This window comes from Streptomyces sp. NPDC088097 (genome assembly GCF_044741845.1).
GTDB lineage: Bacteria > Actinomycetota > Actinomycetes > Streptomycetales > Streptomycetaceae > Streptomyces.
In genome coordinates, this window is record NZ_JBIUTJ010000013.1 from 158,116 (window position 1) to 178,909 (window position 20,794).

Genomic DNA, 20,794 nt, shown 5'->3' on the forward strand with positions numbered 1-20,794 from the left:
CGTGCGGGGAGAAGCAGGCGGTCATGGCATCACGACGTGATGAACTCAACGCGTACACCTTTGCGAAGCGGCGCACCGTGGCCGCGTTCCTCCAGCCGTCCGCCACGGGGTCCGAGGAAGGCGCCCCCAGACCGCTGCGCGCCGTCCTGCCGAGCCTGGTGACGGGCGCGCTGGTGCTGGCGGGCTTCGGGGCCCTGGGGATGTTCAAGCCGCAGGCGCCCAAGGGCTGGTCCGAGCCCGGGACCGCCGTCATCGTCGGCAAGCAGTCGACGACCCGTTACGTGGTCCTGTCGACGAAGGTCAACGGCAAGGACCAGAAGCGGCTGCACCCCGTGCTGAACCTGGCCTCGGCGCGGCTCCTGCTCGACCCGAAGAAGTTCAAGGTCGTCCAGATCGACGACAAGGTCCTGGACGGGGGCAACCCCCCGCGCGGTCCCATCATCGGCATCCCGTACGCCCCCGACCGCCTCCCCACCCCGAAGGACGCGGCGAAGGCCAAGCGTTGGGCGGTCTGCCAGCAGCCCGGCGGCAACGGACGCGGTGTGCAGACGGCCGCCTTCGTCCTCGCCGACCGCGAAGCCGGTCTGATGGACGACAAGGCGCGGCGCACCTCCGACACCCAGGTGCTGTACGTCCAGAGCACCGGCGGGGCCAAGGAGCGCTACCTGGTCGACGCGGCCGGCAGGAAGTACCGGTTCCCCGAGGGCAAGCCGGACTCCGGGACCCTCACCACGGCGCTCGTCGGCACGGGCGCCACCCCGCAGCCCGTCACCGAGGAGTGGCTCGCGACCCTCAACCGGGGTGACGACCTGGCCTTCCCGCAATTGCCCGGCGCCGCGGGCGCGAACGCCGACGTCCAGGGCCTGGGCAGCGCCGACAACAAGGTCGGCATGGTGCTCACCGCCGAGACCGGCTCCGGCACCCAGCACTACGTGGTGCTGCCCGGACGGGTCGCCCCCGTCTCGGAGTTCGTCGCCTGGCTGCTGATCTCCGCGCCCGCCACCGACACCCTGAACATGCACGGCAAGGCCCGCCAGGTCGACCTCCAGGCCCTGAACCCCGACGCCACCCCCTTCAAGGACGAGGCCAAGTGGCCGCGCCGGCGCGGAGCCCAGGTCAACCGGGTCGCGGACACCCCCGGCGCCGCACAGGGCGCCGAACGCCGCGACACCGTCTGCAACGTGCTGCGCTCCGTCGACGGCCAGGGGGGCCAGACGCTGAGCACGTGGGCCGGCACCGGATTCCCCGTCGACATCACCGCCAGCGGCACCAGCTCCTACGTCACCCCCGGCTCGGGCCTGCTCTACACCCAGGTCCAAGGCCGCCAGACCACCGCCGGCGGCGCCCTGTTCCTCGTCACCGACACGGGACTGCGCTACGCCGTCCAGGCCAACGGGGACAGCGACGCGCAGCAGTCGAAGATCGGGGCGTCCGACCCGCAGGCGCAGGGCGCCGGCGACGGCCGGCCCGAGGCCAGCCAGGCACAGATCCGGCTCGGCTACGGGGAAGTGGTCCCCGCCATGGTGCCGATCGCCTGGTCGGAGTTCCTCTCCAAGGGCCCCCGGCTGGACACCAACGCGGCCCGGCAGCCGCAGGGTTCGTGAGGAGGCCGCCGATGGAACCCGTACGGATCCTCCGGGCCCCCGCCCGGCTCGGCGCCGCCCTCGCCCTCGCCGCGCTGTGCGCCGGCGCCTCCCCGGCGGCGGCCGCGGGACAGCCGGCGCACCCGTCCCCGTACGCCCTCGGTCTCGACGGCGCGGGCGAGTGCACCTTTCCGATGAAGAAGCAGATCGCCGACCGGCCCTGGGCCCTCCAGCGGCTGATGCTCGACGCCCTGTGGGCGCGGACCAAGGGCAAGGGCGTACGGGTCGCCGTCATCGACACCGGCGTCGACCGCGCCAACCCGCAGTTGTCCGGGGCCCTCGACATCGGCGCGGGCCGGGACTTCCTCGATCCCAAGGGCGGCGACGGCACCAACGACACCGTCGGGCACGGCACCAAGGTCGCCGGGCTGATCGCGGCGCGACCCCAGGAGGGCACGGGCTTCGTCGGCCTCGCCCCCGAAGCCACGATCATCCCCGTCCGGCAGAACGACGGGCAGGGCAACGGCAAGGTCGACACGCTGATCCAGGCCATCGACCACGCCGTGGCCAAGGGTGCCCAGGTCATCAACATCTCCCAGGACACCGACGTCCCGCTGGCCCCCGACTCCGACCTCGGCAAGGCCGTGCGGCGGGCCCTGGACGCCAAGGCCGTGGTCGTCGCCTCCGCCGGCAACGACGGTCTGGGCGGCCAGAAGCGCCGGACCTACCCGGCCGCGTTCCCCGGCGTGCTCGCGGTCGCCTCCTCCGACCGCAACAACGAGCGTGCCGCCTTCTCCCAGCCCGGGGACTTCATCGGGATCGCCGCCCCCGGCGTCGACATGGTCTCCACCGTCCCGGGCTTCGGCCAGTGCGTGGACAACGGGACCAGCTTCTCGGCCCCCTACGTCGCCGGGGTCGCGGCCCTGCTGCGCGCGGAGCACCCCGAGTGGTCCCCGCAGGAGGTCGTCTGGCAGATCCAGAACACCGCCGAGCGGTCGGTCAACGGTCGTGACGACTATGTGGGTTGGGGCGTCGTCGACCCGGTGCGGGCCGTCACCCAGGACCGTGAGAAGCCCAGGCCCCCCACCCCGGACCCGGGCCCGCCGCCGGCGGCCGCCCCGGAGGTGGCGCGGCTCGCGCTGACCGAGAGCGCGCAGGAGCGCGAGGAGCGGCTCGGGACGTACGCCCTCGGCATCGCGGGCGTACTGATCGCGGTCATCGCGGGGACGGCCACGGTGGTCCGCGAGGCCCGTTCCCGCCGGCGCCGTTTGCAGTGAACGGGCGGGCTCCGTCCGCAGTGGCGCCTGACCGGTGTTGGGCCTGTCAGACGAACTGGCTAGAGTGGCGGCAGGCTTCACGACTGTGATCGGGGATGGGCGTGAGGCGGAGGGGGAACTCCCGGGGGGCGTGGCTCGTTTCCGCCCCCGGAACATCCGCTCCGCTACCCAATCCACCGGCTCTGACGGGGAATTGAGAAGTGAGGAGCTTCGGATGACTAACAATTTCGGACTTGCGGACGATCCGGTCGTCAAGGCGGCCAACAAGATCTCCGAGACCTCGGAGGCGGTGACCACCCAGGCCCGTGAGCTGGCCGACATCCTGGCCACCGCGAGCGCGGGTTGGACCGGTGTGGGCGCCAACGGCTTCGCCGTCGCCCAGACCCAGCTCAACGAGAACCACGACAACATCCGCCGGCTTCTCGGCGTCCTGCACAACGCGGTCGTGCAGACCAAGAACCTCACCAACGCCCAGGACGACGAGGTCAACGCGACGTTCTCGCGCGGCGTCTCGGGCCTCGACGGCATCTGATCCCGTCCGACCCACACCCCCACCACCCCAGCGCGAAGGAGAAGAGCATGTCGGGCAACGACGGCGGCACCCGGGTTCGGTACGACAGCGTCCAGCAGATGGCGGACCGCATCCGCATCGTCTCCAACAACATCCAGAAGGACCTGGAGGAGATGGAGGCGGCGGTGAAGGTGGTCACCGACACCTGGGACGGTGAGGCGCACCTCGCGTACGTCGACCTCCAGCGCAAGTACCACGCGAGCGCCGACACCATGCAGCGCCAGCTCTCCGACACCGCGGTGAAGATCGAGCAGGGCAAGGGCTCCTACCGCGCCACCGACGTGAAGGCCTCGCGCCTGTTCACCGAGGCCTACTGAGCCCGCACCGCGCACCGCGCACGAAGGGGGCGCGCCCGCACCGGGCGCGCCCCCTTACGCGTACGACGGCCCCGTCCGACGACTGCCTCGTCCGACCGCCTCAGGTGAGGTCGAACTCCCCGTCCCTGGCGCCGAGTACGAACGCCTCCCACTCGGCCGCCGTGTAGCGCAGGACCGTCTCGCGGTCGAGCGAGGACCGCATCGCCACCGCGCCCTCGGGCAGCTTGGCGATCTCGACGCGCTCCTCGTCCGGGCTGGTCCCGGGCGGGCCCTGCCATTCGACGCCGCTGATGTCCAGCGCGTACAGCTCGTCCTTCTCCTGCTGGGTGCCCATGTGCGGCCCTTCCCTCGGCGGTGCGGTGCTCCCGCGATCTTCCCCGACGATTATCGATGCTGCGCGCCGCCGCCGGGAGGGTTTCCCGACACCGCCACCGGGGACCGCCCGGCGCCGGCCTCCGCCTCACAGCCTCCGCCTCACAGCCCCGGCATCCGGCCCAGCTGGACCAGCGACGTACCGCGCTTGCGGGACACGTAGGAGCCCCGGCCCGGCGGCATCGGCCGCGGCCGGACGTTGCCCAGCAGATCGCCTTCGGACGGATCGCCCGACAGCACCACGCCCTGCGCGCCCAGCTCCTTGATCCGCTGCATGAAGGGCTCGTACAGCGCCCGGGAGGCACCCGCCGAGCTGCGCGCGATGACGAACCGCACGCCCGTGTCCCGGGCAAAGGGCAGGAACTCCACCAGTTGCGCCAGCGGATTGCCCTGGCTGGTGGCGACCAGGTCGTAGTCGTCGATCATGATGAACACGTCCGGGCCCGTCCACCAACTGCGGTCCCGCAACTGCTGTGGGGTCACGTCGTCGGGCGGCTGGCGCCGCGAGAACACCCCGCCCAGGGCCTCCATGTGCGTCTGGAGCGAGTTCGCCATCGGCGCGTACTCCAGCAGGTACTCCTCGGGCAGCGCCCCCAGCAGCCCGCGCCGGTAGTCGCCGACGACCAGCTTGGCCTGGTCGGGGGTGTACCGCTGTGCGATCTGCTGGGCGATGAGCCGCAGCAGGTTCGTCTTGCCCGACTCGCTCTCGCCGAACACCACGAAGAAGGGGTCGGTCTCGAAGTCCACGAACACCGGCTCCAGGGCCGTCTCGTCGATGCCGATCGAGATCCCCCGCTCCGGGAACTCCCCGCCCTTGGGCAACCGGTCCGCGTGCAGCAGCCGCGGCAGCAGCCGTACGCCCGGAGCCGCGGGCCCCGACCATCCCGCGCGGACCGCCGCGACGAACTCCGCCGTCGCCTCCGAGAGGGTCTCCGGGTCGTGCGAGCCGTCGATCCGCGGCAGCGCGCCCAGGAAGTGCAGCTTCTCCGGGACCTGGCCGCGCCCAGGCATGCCCGTGGGCACGTTCGCCGCGACCTTGCGGTCGAACTCGGAGTCCATGACGTCGCCCAGGCGCAGCTCCAGCCGGCTCAGCATCTGGTCCTTGAGCGAGGAGCGGACCTCCATGTACCGGGCCGCGGTGACCACCACGTGGATGCCGTAGCCCAGGCCGCGGGCCGCGATGTCGTTGACCACCGGCTCCAGGCCCTCGTACTCGGCGCGGAAACCGCCCCAGCCGTCGACGATCAGGAACACGTCGCCCCAGGCCTCGCCGGGCAGGTCGCCCGCCGCCCGCCGCCGCCGGTAGGTGCCGACGGAGTCGACGCCGTTCGCCCGGAAGAACTCCTCGCGGCGGTTGAGGATGCCCGCCACCTCGGCGACCGCGCGCCGGACCCGCTCGGGGTCCAGGCGCGAGGCGATCCCGCCCACGTGCGGCAGCTCCGACAGCGACGACAGGCTGCCACCACCGAAGTCCAGCGCGTAGAACTGCACCTCGCGCGGGGTGTGCGTCAGCGCGAAGGAGGAGATCAGCGTCCGCATCAGCGTCGACTTGCCCGACTGCGGACCGCCGACCACCATCATGTGGCCCGCCGCACCCGAGAAGTCCCGGTAGAGCACCTCCCGGCGCTGCTCGAAGGGCTTGTCGATCAGACCGAGCGGGACGACGAGCCCGCCGGGCCGCGTGTACCCCTCGGCGTGCAGACCCCGCGCCTCGCTCGGCGCGAGCGCGGGCAGCAGCTGGTCCAGCGGCGGGGCCTGGTCCAGGGGCGGCAGCCACACCTGGTGCGCGGGCACGCCCTGCCCCTCCAGTCGGCCCACGATCACGTCGAGGACCGTGTCCGCGAGCGCGTCGTCCCCCCGTGCCTCCTGCGCCGCCGCCAGGTACGCCGGGTCCGGGGCCGCGTACACCACCGGCACCGGGAGCGCCGTGAACAGCGCGGGTCGCCGCTCGACCGGGAACACCCCCACCGACAGGTCCCGCCCGCCCGAGCGGTAGGTCCCCGAGACGTACGCCGCCTTGAAGCGGGTCATCTCGTCCGTACCGAACTTCAGGTAGCCCGAGCCGGGCACCGAGGGCAGGTGGTAGGCGTCCGGCACGCCGATCGCCGTGCGGGACTCCGCCGCCGAGAAGGTCCGCAGACCGACCCGGTACGACAGGTAGGTGTCCAGGCCGCGCAGCTTGCCCTCCTCCAGCCGCTGCGAGGCCAGCAGCAGGTGCACGCCCAGCGAACGGCCGATGCGGCCGATCTGGATGAACATGTCGATGAAGTCGGGCTTCGCGGTGAGCAGTTCGGAGAATTCGTCGATGACCAGCACCAGCGAGGCCAACGGCTCCAGCGGGGCGCCCGCCGCGCGGGCCTTCTCGTAGTCGTGCATGTTGGCGTAGTTGCCCGCCGAGCGCAGCAGCTCCTGACGGCGCTGGAGTTCGCCGCGGATCGAGTCGCCCATGCGGTCGACGAGCGTGAGGTCGTCGGCCAGGTTGGTGATGACCGCCGCCACGTGCGGCAACTGCCCCATGCCGGTGAAGGTCGCGCCGCCCTTGAAGTCGGCGAGCACGAAGTTCAACGTCTCCGAGGTGTGCGTGACGGCCAGCCCCAGCACCAGCGTCCGCAGCAGCTCCGACTTGCCCGAGCCGGTCGCGCCGACGCACAGCCCGTGCGGGCCCATGCCCTCCTGGGCGGCCTCCTTGAGGTCCAGCATCACGGGGGCGCCGTCCTCGCCCACCCCGATGGGCACGCGCAGCCGCTCGCCGGCCGACCGGGGCCGCCAGGTGCGCGAGACGTCCACCTGGGCCGCGTCGCCCAGGTTCAACAGGTCCGTGAAGTCGAGGTTCGCCAACAGCGGCTCGTCGTCGTCCCCGCCGCCCGTGCGCAACGGCGCCAACTGCCGGGCCAGGGCCTCCGCCGCCGGCAGCGACAGGGTGTCCGGGACGCCCTCGTACGCGACGCCCGAGCCCGATTCCAACCGCAGCCGGCCTGGCCGCACCACGACCGACAGCCCACCGCGCCGCTCGTCGAGCTCGCCCGGGACCACCTCGACGATGGTCACCCCCTGGAGGCCCTCGGCCGCCGCGAAGGCGGAGTCCGGCGGCACCATCCCCCCGTCGAGGACGACCACCAGGTGCGGCTGGTCCAACACCGGCGAGGACTCCCGACCGAACCGCGGCCGCCCCTCCAGCCGGGGCCCCAGCAGCCCCTCCAGCTCACCCAGGTCATCGCCGAAGAGCCGCTTCGTGCCCGCGCCGTCGTAGGCGTCGGCCACACCCGAGAGCTGCGCGTGCGGAAGCCACTTGACCCAGTCCCACGCCGGTACGGCGCCCGGCGCGGCCACCACCGCCACCGCCAGGTCCTCGGGGGAGTGCAGCGTCACCAGCTGCGCCACCAGCGCCCGCGCCGCGGAACGCGCCGACTCCGCCTCCCCGGACACCGTCACGTGGTAGAAGGCGCGGATCGACACCGCCACCGGCAGCCCGTCGAGCGAGGAGTGCACCTTCAGGAACCGCTGCATCGCACCGGCCGACAACGGCTCCAACTCGTCCACCGGGGCCGTGTCCGGCGCCACCAGCGCGGTCGCGAGACGCTGCGCCCCCAAGCCCAGTCGGGCCTGGCCGAAGTCCGGATCGCCGACCCGCCGTTCCCACAGCCGCGAGCCCTCCGCGACCACGGACCACAACTGCTCCGGCGCCGGGTGCAGGTACAACTGGGCGTCGCGCTGCGCCCGCGCGGTCCTGCGGACCTGACGGCGCGTCTGCGCGAGGTACTTGAGGTAGTCGCGCCGGGCATCGCCCATTTGCCCCTGCGTACCGCGCCGGTGGCGCACCAACTGCGCGATCACCATGCCCACCGTGGAGACCAGCATCAGCACGCCCATGATGCGCATGAACGGATGCGCGCCCGGCATGAAGAAGAAGACGACCGATGAGCCCATGCCGAGCATCGGCAGGAGCTGCATCAACATGCCCTCCTGCTGACCGCGCGGCAGCTCGGGCGGTGCCTCCAGCCTCAGCTCGTCCGAGGGCACTTCGGGCGGCAGGGACCGGGGCGGGCGTTTGACGACGATCTGGCTCACCGGAGCATCAATCCCTCGAAAGCGGACGGGACGTCGCAACCGGCGCCCCCAAGTCCCGGGCGCGGAGGGGGTCTCCACCGCGCGACGGTGATCCTACTTGCCGACAGTCCGCCATATGCCCGGTAGGGTGGCGCGCGCAGCATGCGCATCCGCGAATCGGCCGCCGCCACGGGCGCCAACCAGGGGAGTCACACAGGTGAGTACGGCCGAGGCGACGGGGTTCTGCAGGGTCACCGTCGTGGCTCCCGACAGCCGCATCGACGTGGCGCTCCCCGAGGACATCGCCGTCGCCGACGTCTACCCCGAACTGCTGCGCCTCACCGGCCAGACCCAGCCCGTCGGCGCCCCCACCGGCTTCCACCTCGTACGCCGCTCCGGCACCGTCCTCGACGGCGCCCGCACCCTGGCCGCCCAGCGGGTCCTCGACGGCGAGGTGCTCAGCCTGCGCCCCTTCGCCGAGTCCCTGCCGCCGGCCGTCTTCGACGACGTCTCCGACGCGGTCGCCTCCGCCGTGGTCCGCGACCGCCACCGCTGGAGCGACGACATGCTCCGCGGGGCGGGCCTGGCCGGCGCAGCCGTCCTGCTGGTCCTGCTGGGCTTCGTCCTCTGGTACGCCGACCCCGTCCACCACGACATGCACGGCCTGCCCGGCGTCATCGCCGGCGCCGTCGGCGTCCTGCTCACCGCCGCCGCCGGGGTGCGCGCCCGGGTCTACCGCGACCGGGGCTCCGCCGTCGCCCTCGGCCTCGCCGCGCTCCCGCACCTGCTGATCGCCGGCTCCGGGCTCGTCGCCGCCGGGGCGGGCCAGGGACCGGGCAAGCTCCAGTTCCTGCTGGGCTGCGCCTGCGTCCTCGTCGCCTCCGTCGCCCTGGTCGCGCTCACCCCGCAGGGCGACGCCCCCTTCGTCGCCGCCACCTTCCTCGCCGCCACCGGGACCCTGGCCACCTTCGCGGCCATCGCCTCAGGGGGCTCCGCCACGGCCACCGCCGCCGTCTGCGCCCCCGTCGCCATCGGGCTCGTCGCCTTCCTGCCCGGCCTCTCCGCCCGCTTCGCCCGGCTCCCCATCGGGTACGCCGCCCCGCAGAGCGCCGTGGAGGGCTACGAGACCCCGGACCGCCACGACGGCGCCCTCGACCCGGAGCACGCCGAGGCCCCGGAGGCGGGCACCCCCCTGGACGCCGACCGGATCGCCGCCCAGGCCCGCCGCGGCCACGAGATGCTGCTCGGGCTCGTCGGCGGCTGCGCGGCGGTCGCCGTGGGCTCCGCCGCCGTCCTCGGTTTCTCCGACGACACCTGGGGCCGGCTGCTGGCCCTGGCCACCGGGCTGGCGATGCTGTTGCGCTCCCGGCTCTTCCGCTACACCTCGCAGGTGGTCTGCGCCCTGGCCGCGGGCCTGGCCTCCGTCGGCCTGCTGATCCTGGGCCTGGCCCTGAACCCGCCGGCCGACCTCCTGTTCGAGCTGGTCCGCTACCACGACCGCGGCGGCCTGGACCTCCGTACGATCTGGCTCTCGGCCGCCGTGATCGCCGGCGCGGCCCTCCTCGTGGGAATCTCGCTTGTCATTCCCCGCAAGGGCCTGTCACCCTTCTGGGGAAGGCTCCTCGACCTCACCGAGGCCGCGGTCCTGCTCAGCCTGGTCCCGCTGGCCCTCGCCGTGCTGGACGTCTACGGCCGCGCCCGCTCTCTCACCAGCTGAGATCCGCGACCCGGCAGCCTGGTACGCTGTGTGACGGCCGTTTGTGTACGCGTCCCCCGGACTCCTCGACAGAGGGTCTGTGGACTGCGCTCAGCGGACCCCGCCTCCCGAGTAACGGAAGCTCCCCAGAGAATTCGACCTGGGGCACTCGGTGGCAACGAAGACCTATTACGAGGAGTACGCGTGCCGCTCGACGCCGCAACGAAGAAGCAGCTCATCGCAGAGTTTGGTGCCAAGGAGGGCGACACCGGCTCCCCCGAGGTCCAGGTCGCCATGCTGTCCCGCCGCATCTCGGACCTGACCGAGCACCTGAAGCTCCACAAGCACGACCACCACTCCCGTCGTGGTCTGCTGATCCTGGTCGGCCAGCGTCGCCGCCTTCTGCAGTACCTGGCCAAGAAGGACATCCAGCGCTTCCGCGCCCTGGTCGAGCGCCTCGGCATCCGCCGCGGTGCGGCCGGCGCCAAGTAAAGACGCTGTGAAGGGAGCGGTTCCCACACCGATGGGGCCGCTCCCTTTGCTGTACGTGCGCGACGTACCCGACGCTTTGTAGTCTGGGAACCGCACGACCGAAGAGGAGGAGCGCCCTCCCTATGCCGCCGGTCCTCGGTAGTGGCATCCGGAAAGCCCCGCGACGGGGCCCAGAAACCGGGTGCTTCGATCGAAGACCGGCCCGCACGCCAGGAGCGCTTCTCCGCAACCGTCCACCACCACACGGGTGGCGGACGGAGACGACGAAAATGGAGAAAACGCTAGTGGAGAACGAGACCCACTACGCCGAGGCCGTCATTGACAACGGTTCCTTCGGCACCCGCACCATCCGCTTCGAGACGGGCCGTCTGGCCCGCCAGGCCGCCGGCTCCGCCGTTGCCTACCTGGACGACGACACGATGGTGCTCTCCGCGACCACCGCGTCGAAGAAGCCCAAGGACCAGCTCGACTTCTTCCCCCTGACGGTGGACGTCGAGGAGCGCCAGTACGCGGCCGGCAAGATCCCCGGTTCCTTCTTCCGCCGCGAGGGTCGCCCCTCCGAGGACGCGATCCTCACCTGCCGTCTGATCGACCGCCCGCTGCGCCCGTCCTTCAAGAAGGGCCTGCGCAACGAGATCCAGGTCGTCGCGACGATCATGGCGCTCAACCCGGACCACCTGTACGACGTCGTCGCGATCAACGCCGCGTCCGCGTCCACCCAGCTGGCCGGTCTGCCCTTCTCCGGCCCGATCGGCGGCGTCCGCGTCGCGCTGATCCGCGGCCAGTGGGTGGCCTTCCCGACGCACACCGAGCTCGAAGACGCCGTCTTCGACATGGTCGTCGCGGGTCGCACCCTCGAAGACGGCGACGTCGCGATCATGATGGTCGAGGCCGAGGCCACCGAGAAGACCATCGCCCTCGTCAAGGGCGGCGCCGAGGCGCCGACCGAAGAGGTCGTCGCCGCCGGTCTGGACGCCGCGAAGCCCTTCATCAGGGCCCTCTGCAAGGCCCAGGCCGACCTGGCCGCGAAGGCCGCCAAGCCCGAGGGCGAGTTCCCGGTCTTCCTGGACTACCAGGACGACGTGTTCGAGGCCCTCTCGGCCGCGGTCAAGGGCGAGCTCACCAAGGCGCTGACCATCGCGGGCAAGCAGGAGCGCGAGGCCGAGCTGGACCGCGTCAAGGAGATCGCCGCCGCGAAGCTCCTCCCGGCCTTCGAAGGCCGCGAGAAGGAGATCTCCGCCGCCTACCGCAGCCTGACCAAGGCCGTGGTCCGCGAGCGCGTGATCAAGGACAAGGTCCGCATCGACGGCCGCGGGCTCACGGACATCCGTACCCTCGCCGCCGAGGTCGAGGCCATCCCGCGCGTGCACGGCTCGGCGCTGTTCGAGCGTGGCGAGACCCAGATCCTGGGCGTCACCACCCTCAACATGCTCCGCATGGAGCAGCAGCTGGACACCCTCTCCCCGGTGACCCGCAAGCGCTACATGCACAACTACAACTTCCCGCCGTACTCCGTCGGCGAGACCGGCCGCGTGGGCTCCCCCAAGCGCCGCGAGATCGGCCACGGCGCGCTCGCCGAGCGCGCGATCGTGCCAGTCCTCCCGACGCGCGAGGAGTTCCCCTACGCGATCCGTCAGGTGTCCGAGGCCCTCGGCTCCAACGGCTCGACCTCCATGGGCTCGGTCTGCGCCTCGACCATGTCGCTGCTGAACGCCGGTGTGCCCCTCAAGGCCCCCGTCGCCGGTATCGCCATGGGCCTGATCTCCCAGGAGATCGACGGCAAGACCCACTACGTCGCCCTCACCGACATCCTCGGTGCGGAGGACGCGTTCGGTGACATGGACTTCAAGGTCGCCGGCACCAAGGAGTTCGTCACCGCGCTCCAGCTCGACACCAAGCTCGACGGCATCCCGGCCTCCGTCCTGGCCGCGGCCCTGACGCAGGCCCGCGACGCCCGCCTCCACATCCTCGACGTGATGATGGAAGCGATCGACACGCCGGACGAGATGTCCCCGAACGCCCCCCGGATCATCACCGTCAAGATCCCGGTGGACAAGATCGGTGAGGTCATCGGCCCCAAGGGCAAGATGATCAACCAGATCCAGGAGGACACCGGCGCCGAGATCACGATCGAGGACGACGGCACCATCTACATCGGTGCCTCCGACGGTCCGGCCGCCGAGGCCGCCCGTGCCACGATCAACGCGATCGCCAACCCGACCATGCCGGAGGTCGGCGAGCGGTACCTGGGTACGGTCGTCAAGACCACCACCTTCGGTGCCTTCGTCTCCCTCATGCCCGGCAAGGACGGTCTGCTGCACATCTCGCAGATCCGCAAGCTCGCCGGTGGCAAGCGTGTGGAGAACGTCGAGGACGTGCTCGCGGTCGGCACCAAGGTGCAGGTCGAGATCGCCGAGATCGACCAGCGCGGCAAGCTCTCCCTGATCCCCGTGATCGACGGTGAAGCGGCCGGCGCCGACTCCGACACCGACAAGGACGACTCCGACAAGTGACGTCGCGTAGTTCGCGTGTGACGGCCCGCCCCTCTTCGGAGGGGCGGGCCGTCGCCCGTACCCAAACACTGCTCAAGGGCCAGGACGGCGTCGGCACCGTCCGCCGCACGGTCCTGCCCGGAGGGCTGCGCGTCGTCACCGAGACGCTGCCCTCCGTACGCTCCGCCACCTTCGGCATCTGGGCCAACGTGGGCTCGCGCGACGAGACGCCCGCTCTCAACGGCGCCACCCACTACCTGGAGCACCTCCTCTTCAAGGGCACCGCCACGCGCAGCGCCCTCGACATCTCCTCCGCGATCGACGCGGTCGGCGGAGAGATGAACGCCTTCACGGCGAAGGAGTACACCTGCTACTACGCCCGGGTGCTCGACACCGACCTGCCGCTCGCCATCGACGTGGTCTGCGACATGCTCACCGGCTCGCTGATCCGCGAGGAGGACGTCGACGCCGAGCGCGGCGTCATCCTCGAAGAGATCGCGATGACCGAGGACGACCCGGGCGACATGGTGCACGACCTGTTCGCGCAGACCATGTACGGCGACTCCCCGCTGGGCCGCCCCGTCCTCGGCACCGTCGAGACGATCAACGCCCTCGGCGCCGATCGGATCCGCCGCTTCTGGAAGAAGCACTACGACCCCACCCGCCTGGTCGTGGCGGCCGCGGGCAACGTCGACCACAACAAGGTCGTACGCCAGGTCCGCGCGGCCTTCGAGAAGGCCGGCGCCCTCGGGCACACCGACGCCGTCCCCGTCGGCCCGCGCACCGGCACCAAGCGCCTGCGCACCGCCGGCCGCGTCGAGCTGGTCAACCGCAAGACCGAGCAGGCCCACGTGGTCCTCGGCATGCCCGGCCTGGCCCGCACCGACGAGCGCCGCTGGGCACTGGGCGTACTGAACACCGCCCTGGGCGGCGGCATGTCCTCCCGGCTCTTCCAGGAGGTCCGCGAGAAGCGCGGCCTGGCCTACAGCGTGTACTCGTACACCTCCGGGTTCGCCGACACCGGCCTCTTCGGCGTGTACGCGGGCTGCCGGCCCAGCCAGGTCCACGACGTGCTGCGGATCTGCCGCGACGAACTGGACAAGGTCGCCGCGGACGGGCTCACCGACGACGAGATCCGGCGCGCCATCGGCCAGCTCTCCGGCTCCACGGTCCTCGGCCTGGAGGACACCGGCGCGATCATGAACCGCATCGGCAAGAGCGAGCTGTGCTGGGGCGACCAGATGTCGGTCGACGACATGCTGGGCCGCATCTCCCGGGTGACCCCGGACGAGGTCCGCGAAGTCGCCCGCGATGTACTGGCCCAGCGCCCTTCGCTCGCGGTGATCGGCCCGCTCAAGGAGAAGCAGGCCGCCCGCCTCGACGAAGCGGTCGCATAGCCCCATCCGCAACCCCGCCCGTCTGCACGTAAGGAAGCGACATGAGCAAGCTGCGCGTGGCCGTCCTCGGCGCCCAGGGCCGCATCGGCTCCGAAGCGGTCAAGGCCGTCCAGGCCGCCGAGGACTTGGAACTGGTGGCCGCCCTCGGCCGCGGCGACAAGCTGGACACGCTGGCCGAGGCCGGCGCCCAGGTCGCCGTGGAGCTGACCACCCCCGCCTCGGTGATGGAGAACCTGGAGTTCCTCGTCCGCCACGGCATCCACGGAGTGGTCGGCACCACCGGTTGGACCGAGGACCGCCTCGCCCGGCTCGACACCTGGCTGGCCGCCTCCCCGGAGACCGGGGTGCTCATCGCCCCGAACTTCTCCATCGGCGCCGTCCTCACCATGAAGTTCGCGGCCCAGGCCGCGCGCTACTTCGAGTCCGTCGAGGTCGTCGAGCTGCACCACCCGAACAAGGTCGACGCCCCCTCCGGCACGGCCACCCGTACGGCGCAGCTCATCGCCGCCGCCCGCGCCGAGGCCGGCCTCGGCGCCCAGCCCGACGCCACCGCCACGGCCCTGGACGGCGCCCGCGGCGCCGACGTCGACGGCGTCCCGGTGCACGCCATCCGCCTGCGCGGCCTCCTGGCCCACCAGGAGGTGCTGCTCGGCGGTGAGGGCGAGACCCTGACCATCCGTCACGACTCCCTGCACCACAGCAGCTTCATGCCGGGCATCCTGCTCGGCGCACGCCGCGTGTCGCAGACCCCGGGCCTCACGTTCGGCCTGGAAAACTTCCTCGAACTCGGCTGATGAGCAGGCAGTAGTCCCATGCGCGCGAAGATCACCTACTTCCTCACGGCCGCCGTCCTGGTCGTGTACTTCGTCCTCGTCGGCAGCCGCGGCCTGATGCTGCTCCAGCAGGGCACCTGGCTGACCGTCAGCTTCGGCGTGGCCGTGCTGATCCTGCCGGTCATCGGCATCTGGTTCCTCTGGATGAACACCCGCTTCGTCACCCGGGCCAACCGGCTGGCGAACGAGCTGGAGGCCGAGGGCGGCCTGCCCGTCGACGAACTGGAACGGGACGCGCACGGCCGGATCCTGCGGGATTCCGCCGACGAGGTCTTCGCGCGCCGCAAGGCCGAGACCGAGGACGCGCCGGGGGACTGGCGCAGCTGGTTCCGTCTCGCCGTCGCCTACCACGACGCCCGCGACACCCCGAGGGCCCGCAAGGCCATGCAGCGGGCCATCGCCCTGCACACGGCCACCCCCGGATAGCAGGAAGGGCCCGTACGGGTCTGATCCCGTACGGGCCCCGCCCGCGACACGCCCGGCCCGGGCCGGCTCTTTCTAGGCCGGTACGGCCCGGTACTCCTCGGCCCAGGCCTCCACCACACCGGCGGCCCGGTCGAAGGCCTCACCGCGCGCCAGGAAGTCGGCGCTGTGGTCGGTCAGCAGCACAGGCAGCGGGGCCCCGCCGCGCGCGGCGACGGTCAGCGCCTGGCCCTGCACGGTCCTCGGCAGCCCGAGCCAGCGCACGGGCTGCTGGACGGTACGGATCCCGTCGACCTCGCTCCAGGGGATCGACCGGGTCCGGAAGAACCCGACCCTCCGCAGCCCCGACGGGCTCACCCAGACGCCCGCACGCAGGATCTGGAGGGCCGCGCCGATCACGGCGAGGGAGGGCACGAGGGCCGCGGCGGCTCCGGCCCACGTACCGGCGAAGGCGATGATCACGGTGGCGAGCAACATGAAGGCGGCCAGCAGCAGCAGGATCGCCGCGGCGGCCACCCGCCAGGGCCCGGGCCGGTAGGGGCGCCGCCAGCGCTCGGGGTCCCCGTGCGGGAGGGCTTCGTCCTCGTCCGCGTCGAAAACGCCGTCGGCCGTCAAGAAGGGCAGGGGCACGGCTGGACCTCACTCACATGCACGTTCGGTTGGGCGGTGCCGTGAGGTTACCGCCCCTCGGAGGCCTCCGACTGCTGCGCCTTGTCGGTCGCCTTGTGCGGCTGCAGTGCGGGCATCCCGAAGAGCAGCGAGCCGACGAGCCCCGCCACCACGGTCAGTCCGACCAGACTACGGGCGGCGATCTGAGTCTTGCTCAGACTCTCGCGCGGCGGCGGAGTGACGTTACTGCGAAATCGGTCGGCCTCGGCGACGAAGGCGAACGGTACGGGTTCGCGTCGGCGAAACATGGGAGCGACTCTCCTCACGGTGGGGCCACCCGAGCGGTGGCGGTGGAATGGACGATGCTCTACCGGTTAGGACGAACGGAGCCGCCGATCGGTGCCGAAATCCGGGGAATCGACCAATTTTCGTGGCTGTCCGTCAGCTGTTCGGGTGAGATGCGCGCCCCCGCGCCGGCGCCGGGACCTGTCGGGCGCGTACCCGCCCGCGCCGTAGAGTGGGCGCGCCCCAGGTAAGACCGTTCGGAAGGACCCCGTGTGAGCGACACCGCCGCATCAGACCTGAAACCCAGCTTCCGCAGTGACGTGACGGTGGAGCTGGTGAAGCACGCCGCCACCGACTCCGACGTCCTGTGGGCCGCCCGGGTCTCCACGGCCGGCGAGCAGTCCCTGGAGGAGCTCCAGAAGGACCCCGAGCGCTCCAAGGGCCTCATCAACTACCTGATGCGCGACCGCCACGGCAGCCCCTTCGAGCACAACTCGATGACCTTCTTCATCAGCGCCCCGATCTTCGTGTTCCGCGAGTTCATGCGTCACCGGGTGGGCTGGTCCTACAACGAGGAATCGGGTCGCTACAGGGAGCTGCAGCCGGTCTTCTACGTCCCCGACGCCGAGCGCAAGCTCGTCCAGCAGGGCCGCCCCGGCAAGTACGTCTTCGTCGAGGGCACCGACGCCCAGCGGGAGCTGACGGGCCGGGTCATGGAGGACTCCTACCGTCAGGCCTACGAGTCCTACCAGGAGATGCTCGCGGCGGGTGTCGCCCGCGAGGTGGCGCGCGCGGTCCTGCCGGTCGGCACGTTCTCCTCGATGTACGCCACCTGCAACGCGCGCTCGCTGATGCACTTCCTCGGCCTGCGCACCCAGCACGAGCTGGCGACGGTTCCGTCCTTCCCGCAGCGGGAGATCGAGATGGTCGGCGAGAAGATGGAGCAGCACTGGGCGCAGCTCATGCCGCTGACCTACTCGGCCTTCAACGGCAACGGTCGCGTTGCCCCGTAAGGCCCGATGCACGCGCGGCGTACAGATGTACGGGAACAAGTCCCAAGTGTCCGTATTGCGGCGTTTCGTAAAGTTCATCTAGGCTGATCAAACGGACCCGGCACTGCCTGAACCCCCGAGCAGGCAGTGCCGGGCTCCACACCCCCTCCCGGCCGCCGCCGGGAGGATCACCCGTTGACGTCCCCCGAGGGGACACCACGAGCGTGGCAGCGAGTAGCGTGTTACCCATGGCTCCGATCTCGACTCCGCAGACCCCCTTCGGGCGGGTCCTCACCGCCATGATCACGCCCTTCGCGGCTGATGGCGCACTCGACCTCGACGGCGCGCAGCGGCTCGCCGTCCACCTGGTGGACGCAGGCAACGACGGCCTGATCATCAACGGCACCACCGGTGAGTCCCCGACGACCACCGACGCGGAGAAAAACGACCTCGTACGAGCCGTACTCGAAGCGGTCGGCGACCGCGCCCACGTCGTGGCCGGCATCGGCACCAACGACACCCGACACACCCTTGAGCTCGCCCGCCAGGCCGAGCGCACGGGTGCCCACGGCCTGCTCGCGGTGACCCCGTACTACAGCAAGCCGCCGCAGGAAGGCCTCTTCCAGCACTTCACGGCCATCGCGGACGCCACCGAGCTGCCGGTCATGCTCTATGACATCCCCGGCCGGAGCGGCGTCCCGATCAACACCGAAACCCTCGTCCGCCTGGCCGAGCACCCCCGTATCGTGGCCAACAAGGACGCGAAGGGCGACCTCGGCCGCGCCAGCTGGGCCATCGCGCAGAGCGGTCTGGCCTGGTACTCCGGTGACGACATGCTGAACCTGCCGCTCCTGTCGGTCGGCGCGGTCGGCTTCGTCTCGGTGGTGGGCCACGTGGTCACCCCCGAGCTGCGCGCCATGCTGGAGGCCCACCTCGGCGGCGACGTGCAGAAGGCCACCGAGATCCACCAGAAGCTCCTCCCGGTCTTCACCGGCATGTTCCGCACGCAGGGCGTCATGACCACCAAGGGCGCGCTGAACCTCCAGGGCCTGCCCGCCGGACCGCTCCGCCTCCCCCTCGTCGGTCTTTCCGACGAAGAGACGGCACGGCTCAAGAGCGATCTTGCCGCCGGCGGGGTACAGCTCTGACAACAGACTTCACAACTGAACAAGCACAAAAGAGCGTAAAAACAGACAACGGCAAGTGCACGATTGACACGCCCGCCACGTGCCCTCACGGCACGTGGCGCGCGTGGTGAAGGAGATACTTTTGAGCCATCCGCACCCTGAACTGGGCCCGCCGCCGAAGCTCCCCAAGGGCGGCCTCCGGGTCACCCCCCTGGGCGGTCTCGGAGAGATCGGCCGAAACATGACCGTCTTCGAGTTCGACGGTCGTCTGCTGATCGTCGACTGCGGCGTCCTCTTCCCCGAGGAGGAGCAGCCGGGCATCGACCTGATCCTGCCGGACTTCACGTCCATCCGGGATCGGCTCGACGACATCGAGGGCATCGTCCTCACCCACGGGCACGAGGACCACATCGGCGCCGTTCCGTACCTCCTGCGGGAGAAGCCGGACATCCCGCTGATCGGCTCCAAGCTGACCCTGGCCCTCATCGAGGCGAAGCTCCAGGAGCACCGCATCCGCCCCTACACCCTTGAGGTGAAGGAGGGCGAGCGCGAGGCCCTGGGCCCCTTCGACTGCGAGTTCATCGCCGTCAACCACTCCATCCCGGACGCCTTGGCCGTGGCCATCCGCACCGGCGCCGGCATGGTGGTCTGCACCGGCGACTTCAAGATGGACCAGCTGCCGCTGGACAACCGCCTCACCGACCTGCACGCCTTCGCGCGTCTGAGTGAAGAGGGCATCGACCTCCTCCTCTCGGACTCGACGAACGCCGAGGTCCCGGGGTTCGTTCCGCCCGAGCGCGAGATCTCGGGCGTCCTGCGCACGGTTTTCGCGAACGCCAACAACCGGATCATCGTGGCGAGCTTCGCCAGCCACGTGCACCGCATCCAGCAGATCCTGGACGCCGCCCACGAGTACGGCCGTCGGGTCGCCTTCGTCGGCCGCTCCATGGTCCGCAACATGGGCATCGCCCGTGACCTGGGCTACCTGAAGGTCCCCGCGGGTCTCGTCGTGGACGTGAAGACCCTCGACGACCTGCCGGCCCACGAGGTCGTCCTGGTTTGCACGGGTTCCCAGGGCGAGCCGATGGCGGCCCTGTCGCGCATGGCCAACCGCGACCACCAGATCCGGATCGTCCCCGGCGACACCGTGATCCTGGCGTCGTCCCTGATCCCGGGCAACGAGAACGCGGTTTACCGCGTGATCAACGGCCTGACCCGCTGGGGCGCCAACGTCGTGCACAAGGGCAACGCCAAGGTGCACGTCTCCGGCCACGCCTCCGCAGGCGAGCTGCTGTACTTCTACAACATCTGCAAGCCGCGGAACCTGATGCCGGTCCACGGCGAATGGCGCCACCTGCGTGCCAACGCCGAGCTGGGCGCCCTGACGGGTGTTCCGAAGGACCGCATCGTCATCGCGGAGGACGGCGTCGTCGTCGACCTCATCGACGGCAAGGCCCGGATCTCCGGCAAGGTCCAGGCCGGCTACGTGTACGTGGACGGCCTCTCGGTCGGCGACGTCACCGAGGCCTCCCTCAAGGACCGCCGGATCCTCGGTGACGAGGGCATCATCTCGGTCTTCGTCGTGGTCGACAGCACCACGGGCAAGGTCGTCAGCGGCCCGAACATCCAGGCCCGCGGCTCCGGCATCGAGGACTCGGCGTTCTCCGCGATCCTGCCGAAGATCGAGGAAGCCATCGCCCGCGCCGGCGCGGACGGCGTGGCCGAGCCGCACCAGATCCAGCAGCTCATCCGTCGCACGATGGGCAAGTGGGTCTCGGACGGCTACCGTCGCCGCCCGATGATCCTCCCGGTCGTCGTCGAGGTCTGACCTCGACTCCCGTAGCGACCACACCGGAGCGGGGCAACCGGATTTGCATCCGGGGGCCCCGCTCCAGTACGTTTACGTCTCCACCTCGCACAGACCCGGGCACACATGTGTGTCCCTTGGCGCGTGCGAGCGGGCGGGAATCAGCACTCAGGGAGACCTGATAAAGTTTGATTCGCCCGAAAGGGAAAGGCCCTCCGAAGGCCGTCGGAATTCCAATCCAGCCGGGAACGGCAGGGAAAAAGAATCTGATAGAGTCGGAATCGCCGGAAAGGGAAAACGCGAAAGCGAATAACCTGGAAAGCACCGAGGAAGTCGGACACGAAAGAGTCTGATAGAGTCGGAAACGCAAGAACAGAACGAAAAGCCCGGAGGAAAGCCCCAGTAAGTGTTACTGAGGGTGAGTACAAAGGAAGCGTCCGTTCCTTGAGAACTCAACAGCGTGCCAAAAATCAA

17 protein-coding genes are annotated in these 20,794 nt (G+C 70.7%); 13 read left to right on the forward strand and 4 right to left on the reverse strand.

Annotated features, from left to right (window positions below; all coding sequences use genetic code 11):
- Nucleotides 1–23 precede the first annotated feature (23 nt).
- The 4 genes from eccB (at nt 24) to ACIOD1_RS28420 (ending at nt 3,748) form a co-directional block, all read left to right on the forward strand.
- Nucleotides 24–1,604 (forward strand): type VII secretion protein EccB, encoded by a 1,581-nt coding sequence (eccB, locus tag ACIOD1_RS28405; protein WP_365623024.1) that lies wholly within the window; start codon nt 24–26, stop codon nt 1,602–1,604.
- An 11-nt stretch (nt 1,605–1,615) separates the two neighbouring features.
- Nucleotides 1,616–2,860, forward strand: a complete 1,245-nt coding sequence (gene mycP, locus ACIOD1_RS28410; RefSeq protein ID WP_401905424.1) for a type VII secretion-associated serine protease mycosin — start codon at nt 1,616–1,618, stop codon at nt 2,858–2,860.
- A gap of 214 nt (nt 2,861–3,074) precedes the next feature.
- Nucleotides 3,075–3,392: a WXG100 family type VII secretion target gene (locus ACIOD1_RS28415; protein ID WP_365623020.1), complete on the forward strand. Its 318-nt coding sequence runs from the start codon at nt 3,075–3,077 to the stop codon at nt 3,390–3,392.
- 47 nt (nt 3,393–3,439) lie between these two features.
- Nucleotides 3,440–3,748: a WXG100 family type VII secretion target gene (locus ACIOD1_RS28420; RefSeq protein ID WP_365623018.1), complete on the forward strand. Its 309-nt coding sequence runs from the start codon at nt 3,440–3,442 to the stop codon at nt 3,746–3,748.
- A gap of 100 nt (nt 3,749–3,848) precedes the next feature.
- Here ACIOD1_RS28420 and ACIOD1_RS28425 read toward each other — a convergent pair whose 3' ends face one another.
- Nucleotides 3,849–4,082: a DUF397 domain-containing protein gene (locus ACIOD1_RS28425; RefSeq protein ID WP_266573624.1), complete on the reverse strand. Its 234-nt coding sequence runs from the start codon at nt 4,080–4,082 to the stop codon at nt 3,849–3,851.
- A 140-nt stretch (nt 4,083–4,222) separates the two neighbouring features.
- On the reverse strand, nt 4,223–8,188 hold the full coding sequence (gene eccCa, locus ACIOD1_RS28430; protein WP_365623014.1) for a type VII secretion protein EccCa: 3,966 nt from the start codon (nt 8,186–8,188) through the stop codon (nt 4,223–4,225).
- 196 nt (nt 8,189–8,384) lie between these two features.
- Here eccCa and eccD point away from each other — a divergent pair, with 196 nt between their 5' ends.
- The 6 genes from eccD (at nt 8,385) to ACIOD1_RS28460 (ending at nt 15,503) form a co-directional block, all read left to right on the forward strand.
- Nucleotides 8,385–9,884 (forward strand): type VII secretion integral membrane protein EccD, encoded by a 1,500-nt coding sequence (gene eccD, locus ACIOD1_RS28435; RefSeq protein WP_401905429.1) that lies wholly within the window; start codon nt 8,385–8,387, stop codon nt 9,882–9,884.
- Nucleotides 9,885–10,067: 183 nt separating this feature from the next.
- Nucleotides 10,068–10,355, forward strand: coding sequence for a 30S ribosomal protein S15 (gene rpsO / locus ACIOD1_RS28440; RefSeq protein ID WP_215032153.1), 288 nt, complete (start codon nt 10,068–10,070; stop codon nt 10,353–10,355).
- Nucleotides 10,356–10,639: 284 nt separating this feature from the next.
- Nucleotides 10,640–12,868 carry a polyribonucleotide nucleotidyltransferase gene (locus ACIOD1_RS28445; protein WP_365623244.1) on the forward strand — a complete coding sequence of 743 codons (2,229 nt, stop codon included), beginning with the start codon at nt 10,640–10,642 and terminating at the stop codon, nt 12,866–12,868.
- Nucleotides 12,865–14,244, forward strand: coding sequence for a pitrilysin family protein (locus ACIOD1_RS28450; protein WP_365623010.1), 1,380 nt, complete (start codon nt 12,865–12,867; stop codon nt 14,242–14,244). Before ACIOD1_RS28445 ends, ACIOD1_RS28450 begins: the two co-directional genes overlap by 4 nt.
- 41 nt (nt 14,245–14,285) lie before the next feature.
- Entirely contained in the window at nt 14,286–15,038 is a 753-nt protein-coding gene (gene dapB / locus ACIOD1_RS28455) for a 4-hydroxy-tetrahydrodipicolinate reductase (RefSeq protein WP_401905433.1), read from the forward strand.
- Nucleotides 15,039–15,056: 18 nt separating this feature from the next.
- On the forward strand, nt 15,057–15,503 hold the full coding sequence (locus ACIOD1_RS28460; RefSeq protein ID WP_401905436.1) for a hypothetical protein: 447 nt from the start codon (nt 15,057–15,059) through the stop codon (nt 15,501–15,503).
- A gap of 72 nt (nt 15,504–15,575) precedes the next feature.
- Here the strand turns inward: ACIOD1_RS28460 and ACIOD1_RS28465 are convergent, their stop codons facing one another.
- Together ACIOD1_RS28465 and ACIOD1_RS28470 are read right to left on the reverse strand one after the other, a co-directional pair.
- Nucleotides 15,576–16,130: a PH domain-containing protein gene (locus ACIOD1_RS28465; protein ID WP_365623004.1), complete on the reverse strand. Its 555-nt coding sequence runs from the start codon at nt 16,128–16,130 to the stop codon at nt 15,576–15,578.
- A gap of 47 nt (nt 16,131–16,177) precedes the next feature.
- Complete coding sequence (locus tag ACIOD1_RS28470; RefSeq protein WP_365623002.1) at nt 16,178–16,417, reverse strand: hypothetical protein; 240 nt, start codon at nt 16,415–16,417, stop codon at nt 16,178–16,180.
- 249 nt (nt 16,418–16,666) lie between these two features.
- Between ACIOD1_RS28470 and thyX the strand changes: the two genes are divergently transcribed.
- The 3 genes from thyX to ACIOD1_RS28485 all read left to right on the forward strand — a co-directional run bounded on the left by thyX (nt 16,667) and on the right by ACIOD1_RS28485 (nt 20,341).
- The gene (gene thyX, locus ACIOD1_RS28475; protein WP_365623000.1) at nt 16,667–17,407 is read left to right on the forward strand and encodes an FAD-dependent thymidylate synthase; all 741 of its coding nucleotides are present in this window, start codon (nt 16,667–16,669) and stop codon (nt 17,405–17,407) included.
- Between the two features lie 227 nt (nt 17,408–17,634).
- Nucleotides 17,635–18,534 (forward strand): 4-hydroxy-tetrahydrodipicolinate synthase, encoded by a 900-nt coding sequence (dapA, locus tag ACIOD1_RS28480; protein ID WP_365622998.1) that lies wholly within the window; start codon nt 17,635–17,637, stop codon nt 18,532–18,534.
- Between the two features lie 121 nt (nt 18,535–18,655).
- A complete protein-coding gene (locus tag ACIOD1_RS28485; protein WP_365622996.1) occupies nt 18,656–20,341 on the forward strand; it encodes a ribonuclease J in 1,686 nt (561 codons plus the stop codon).
- Nucleotides 20,342–20,794 lie beyond the last annotated feature (453 nt).

Bases quoted from the DNA above. Each gene is read 5' to 3' on its own strand.
- mycP (WP_401905424.1), top strand. From the start codon at position 1,616: ATGGAACCCGTACGGATCCTCCGGGCCCCCGCCCGGCTCGGCGCCGCC.
- ACIOD1_RS28420 (WP_365623018.1), top strand. From the start codon at position 3,440: ATGTCGGGCAACGACGGCGGCACCCGGGTTCGGTACGACAGCGTCCAG.
- dapB (WP_401905433.1), top strand. From the start codon at position 14,286: ATGAGCAAGCTGCGCGTGGCCGTCCTCGGCGCCCAGGGCCGCATCGGC.
- ACIOD1_RS28425 (WP_266573624.1), bottom strand. From the start codon at position 4,082: ATGGGCACCCAGCAGGAGAAGGACGAGCTGTACGCGCTGGACATCAGC.
- ACIOD1_RS28470 (WP_365623002.1), bottom strand. From the start codon at position 16,417: ATGTTTCGCCGACGCGAACCCGTACCGTTCGCCTTCGTCGCCGAGGCC.
- dapA (WP_365622998.1), top strand. From the start codon at position 17,635: ATGGCTCCGATCTCGACTCCGCAGACCCCCTTCGGGCGGGTCCTCACC.
- eccB (WP_365623024.1), top strand. From the start codon at position 24: ATGGCATCACGACGTGATGAACTCAACGCGTACACCTTTGCGAAGCGG.
- ACIOD1_RS28415 (WP_365623020.1), top strand. From the start codon at position 3,075: ATGACTAACAATTTCGGACTTGCGGACGATCCGGTCGTCAAGGCGGCC.
- ACIOD1_RS28460 (WP_401905436.1), top strand. From the start codon at position 15,057: ATGCGCGCGAAGATCACCTACTTCCTCACGGCCGCCGTCCTGGTCGTG.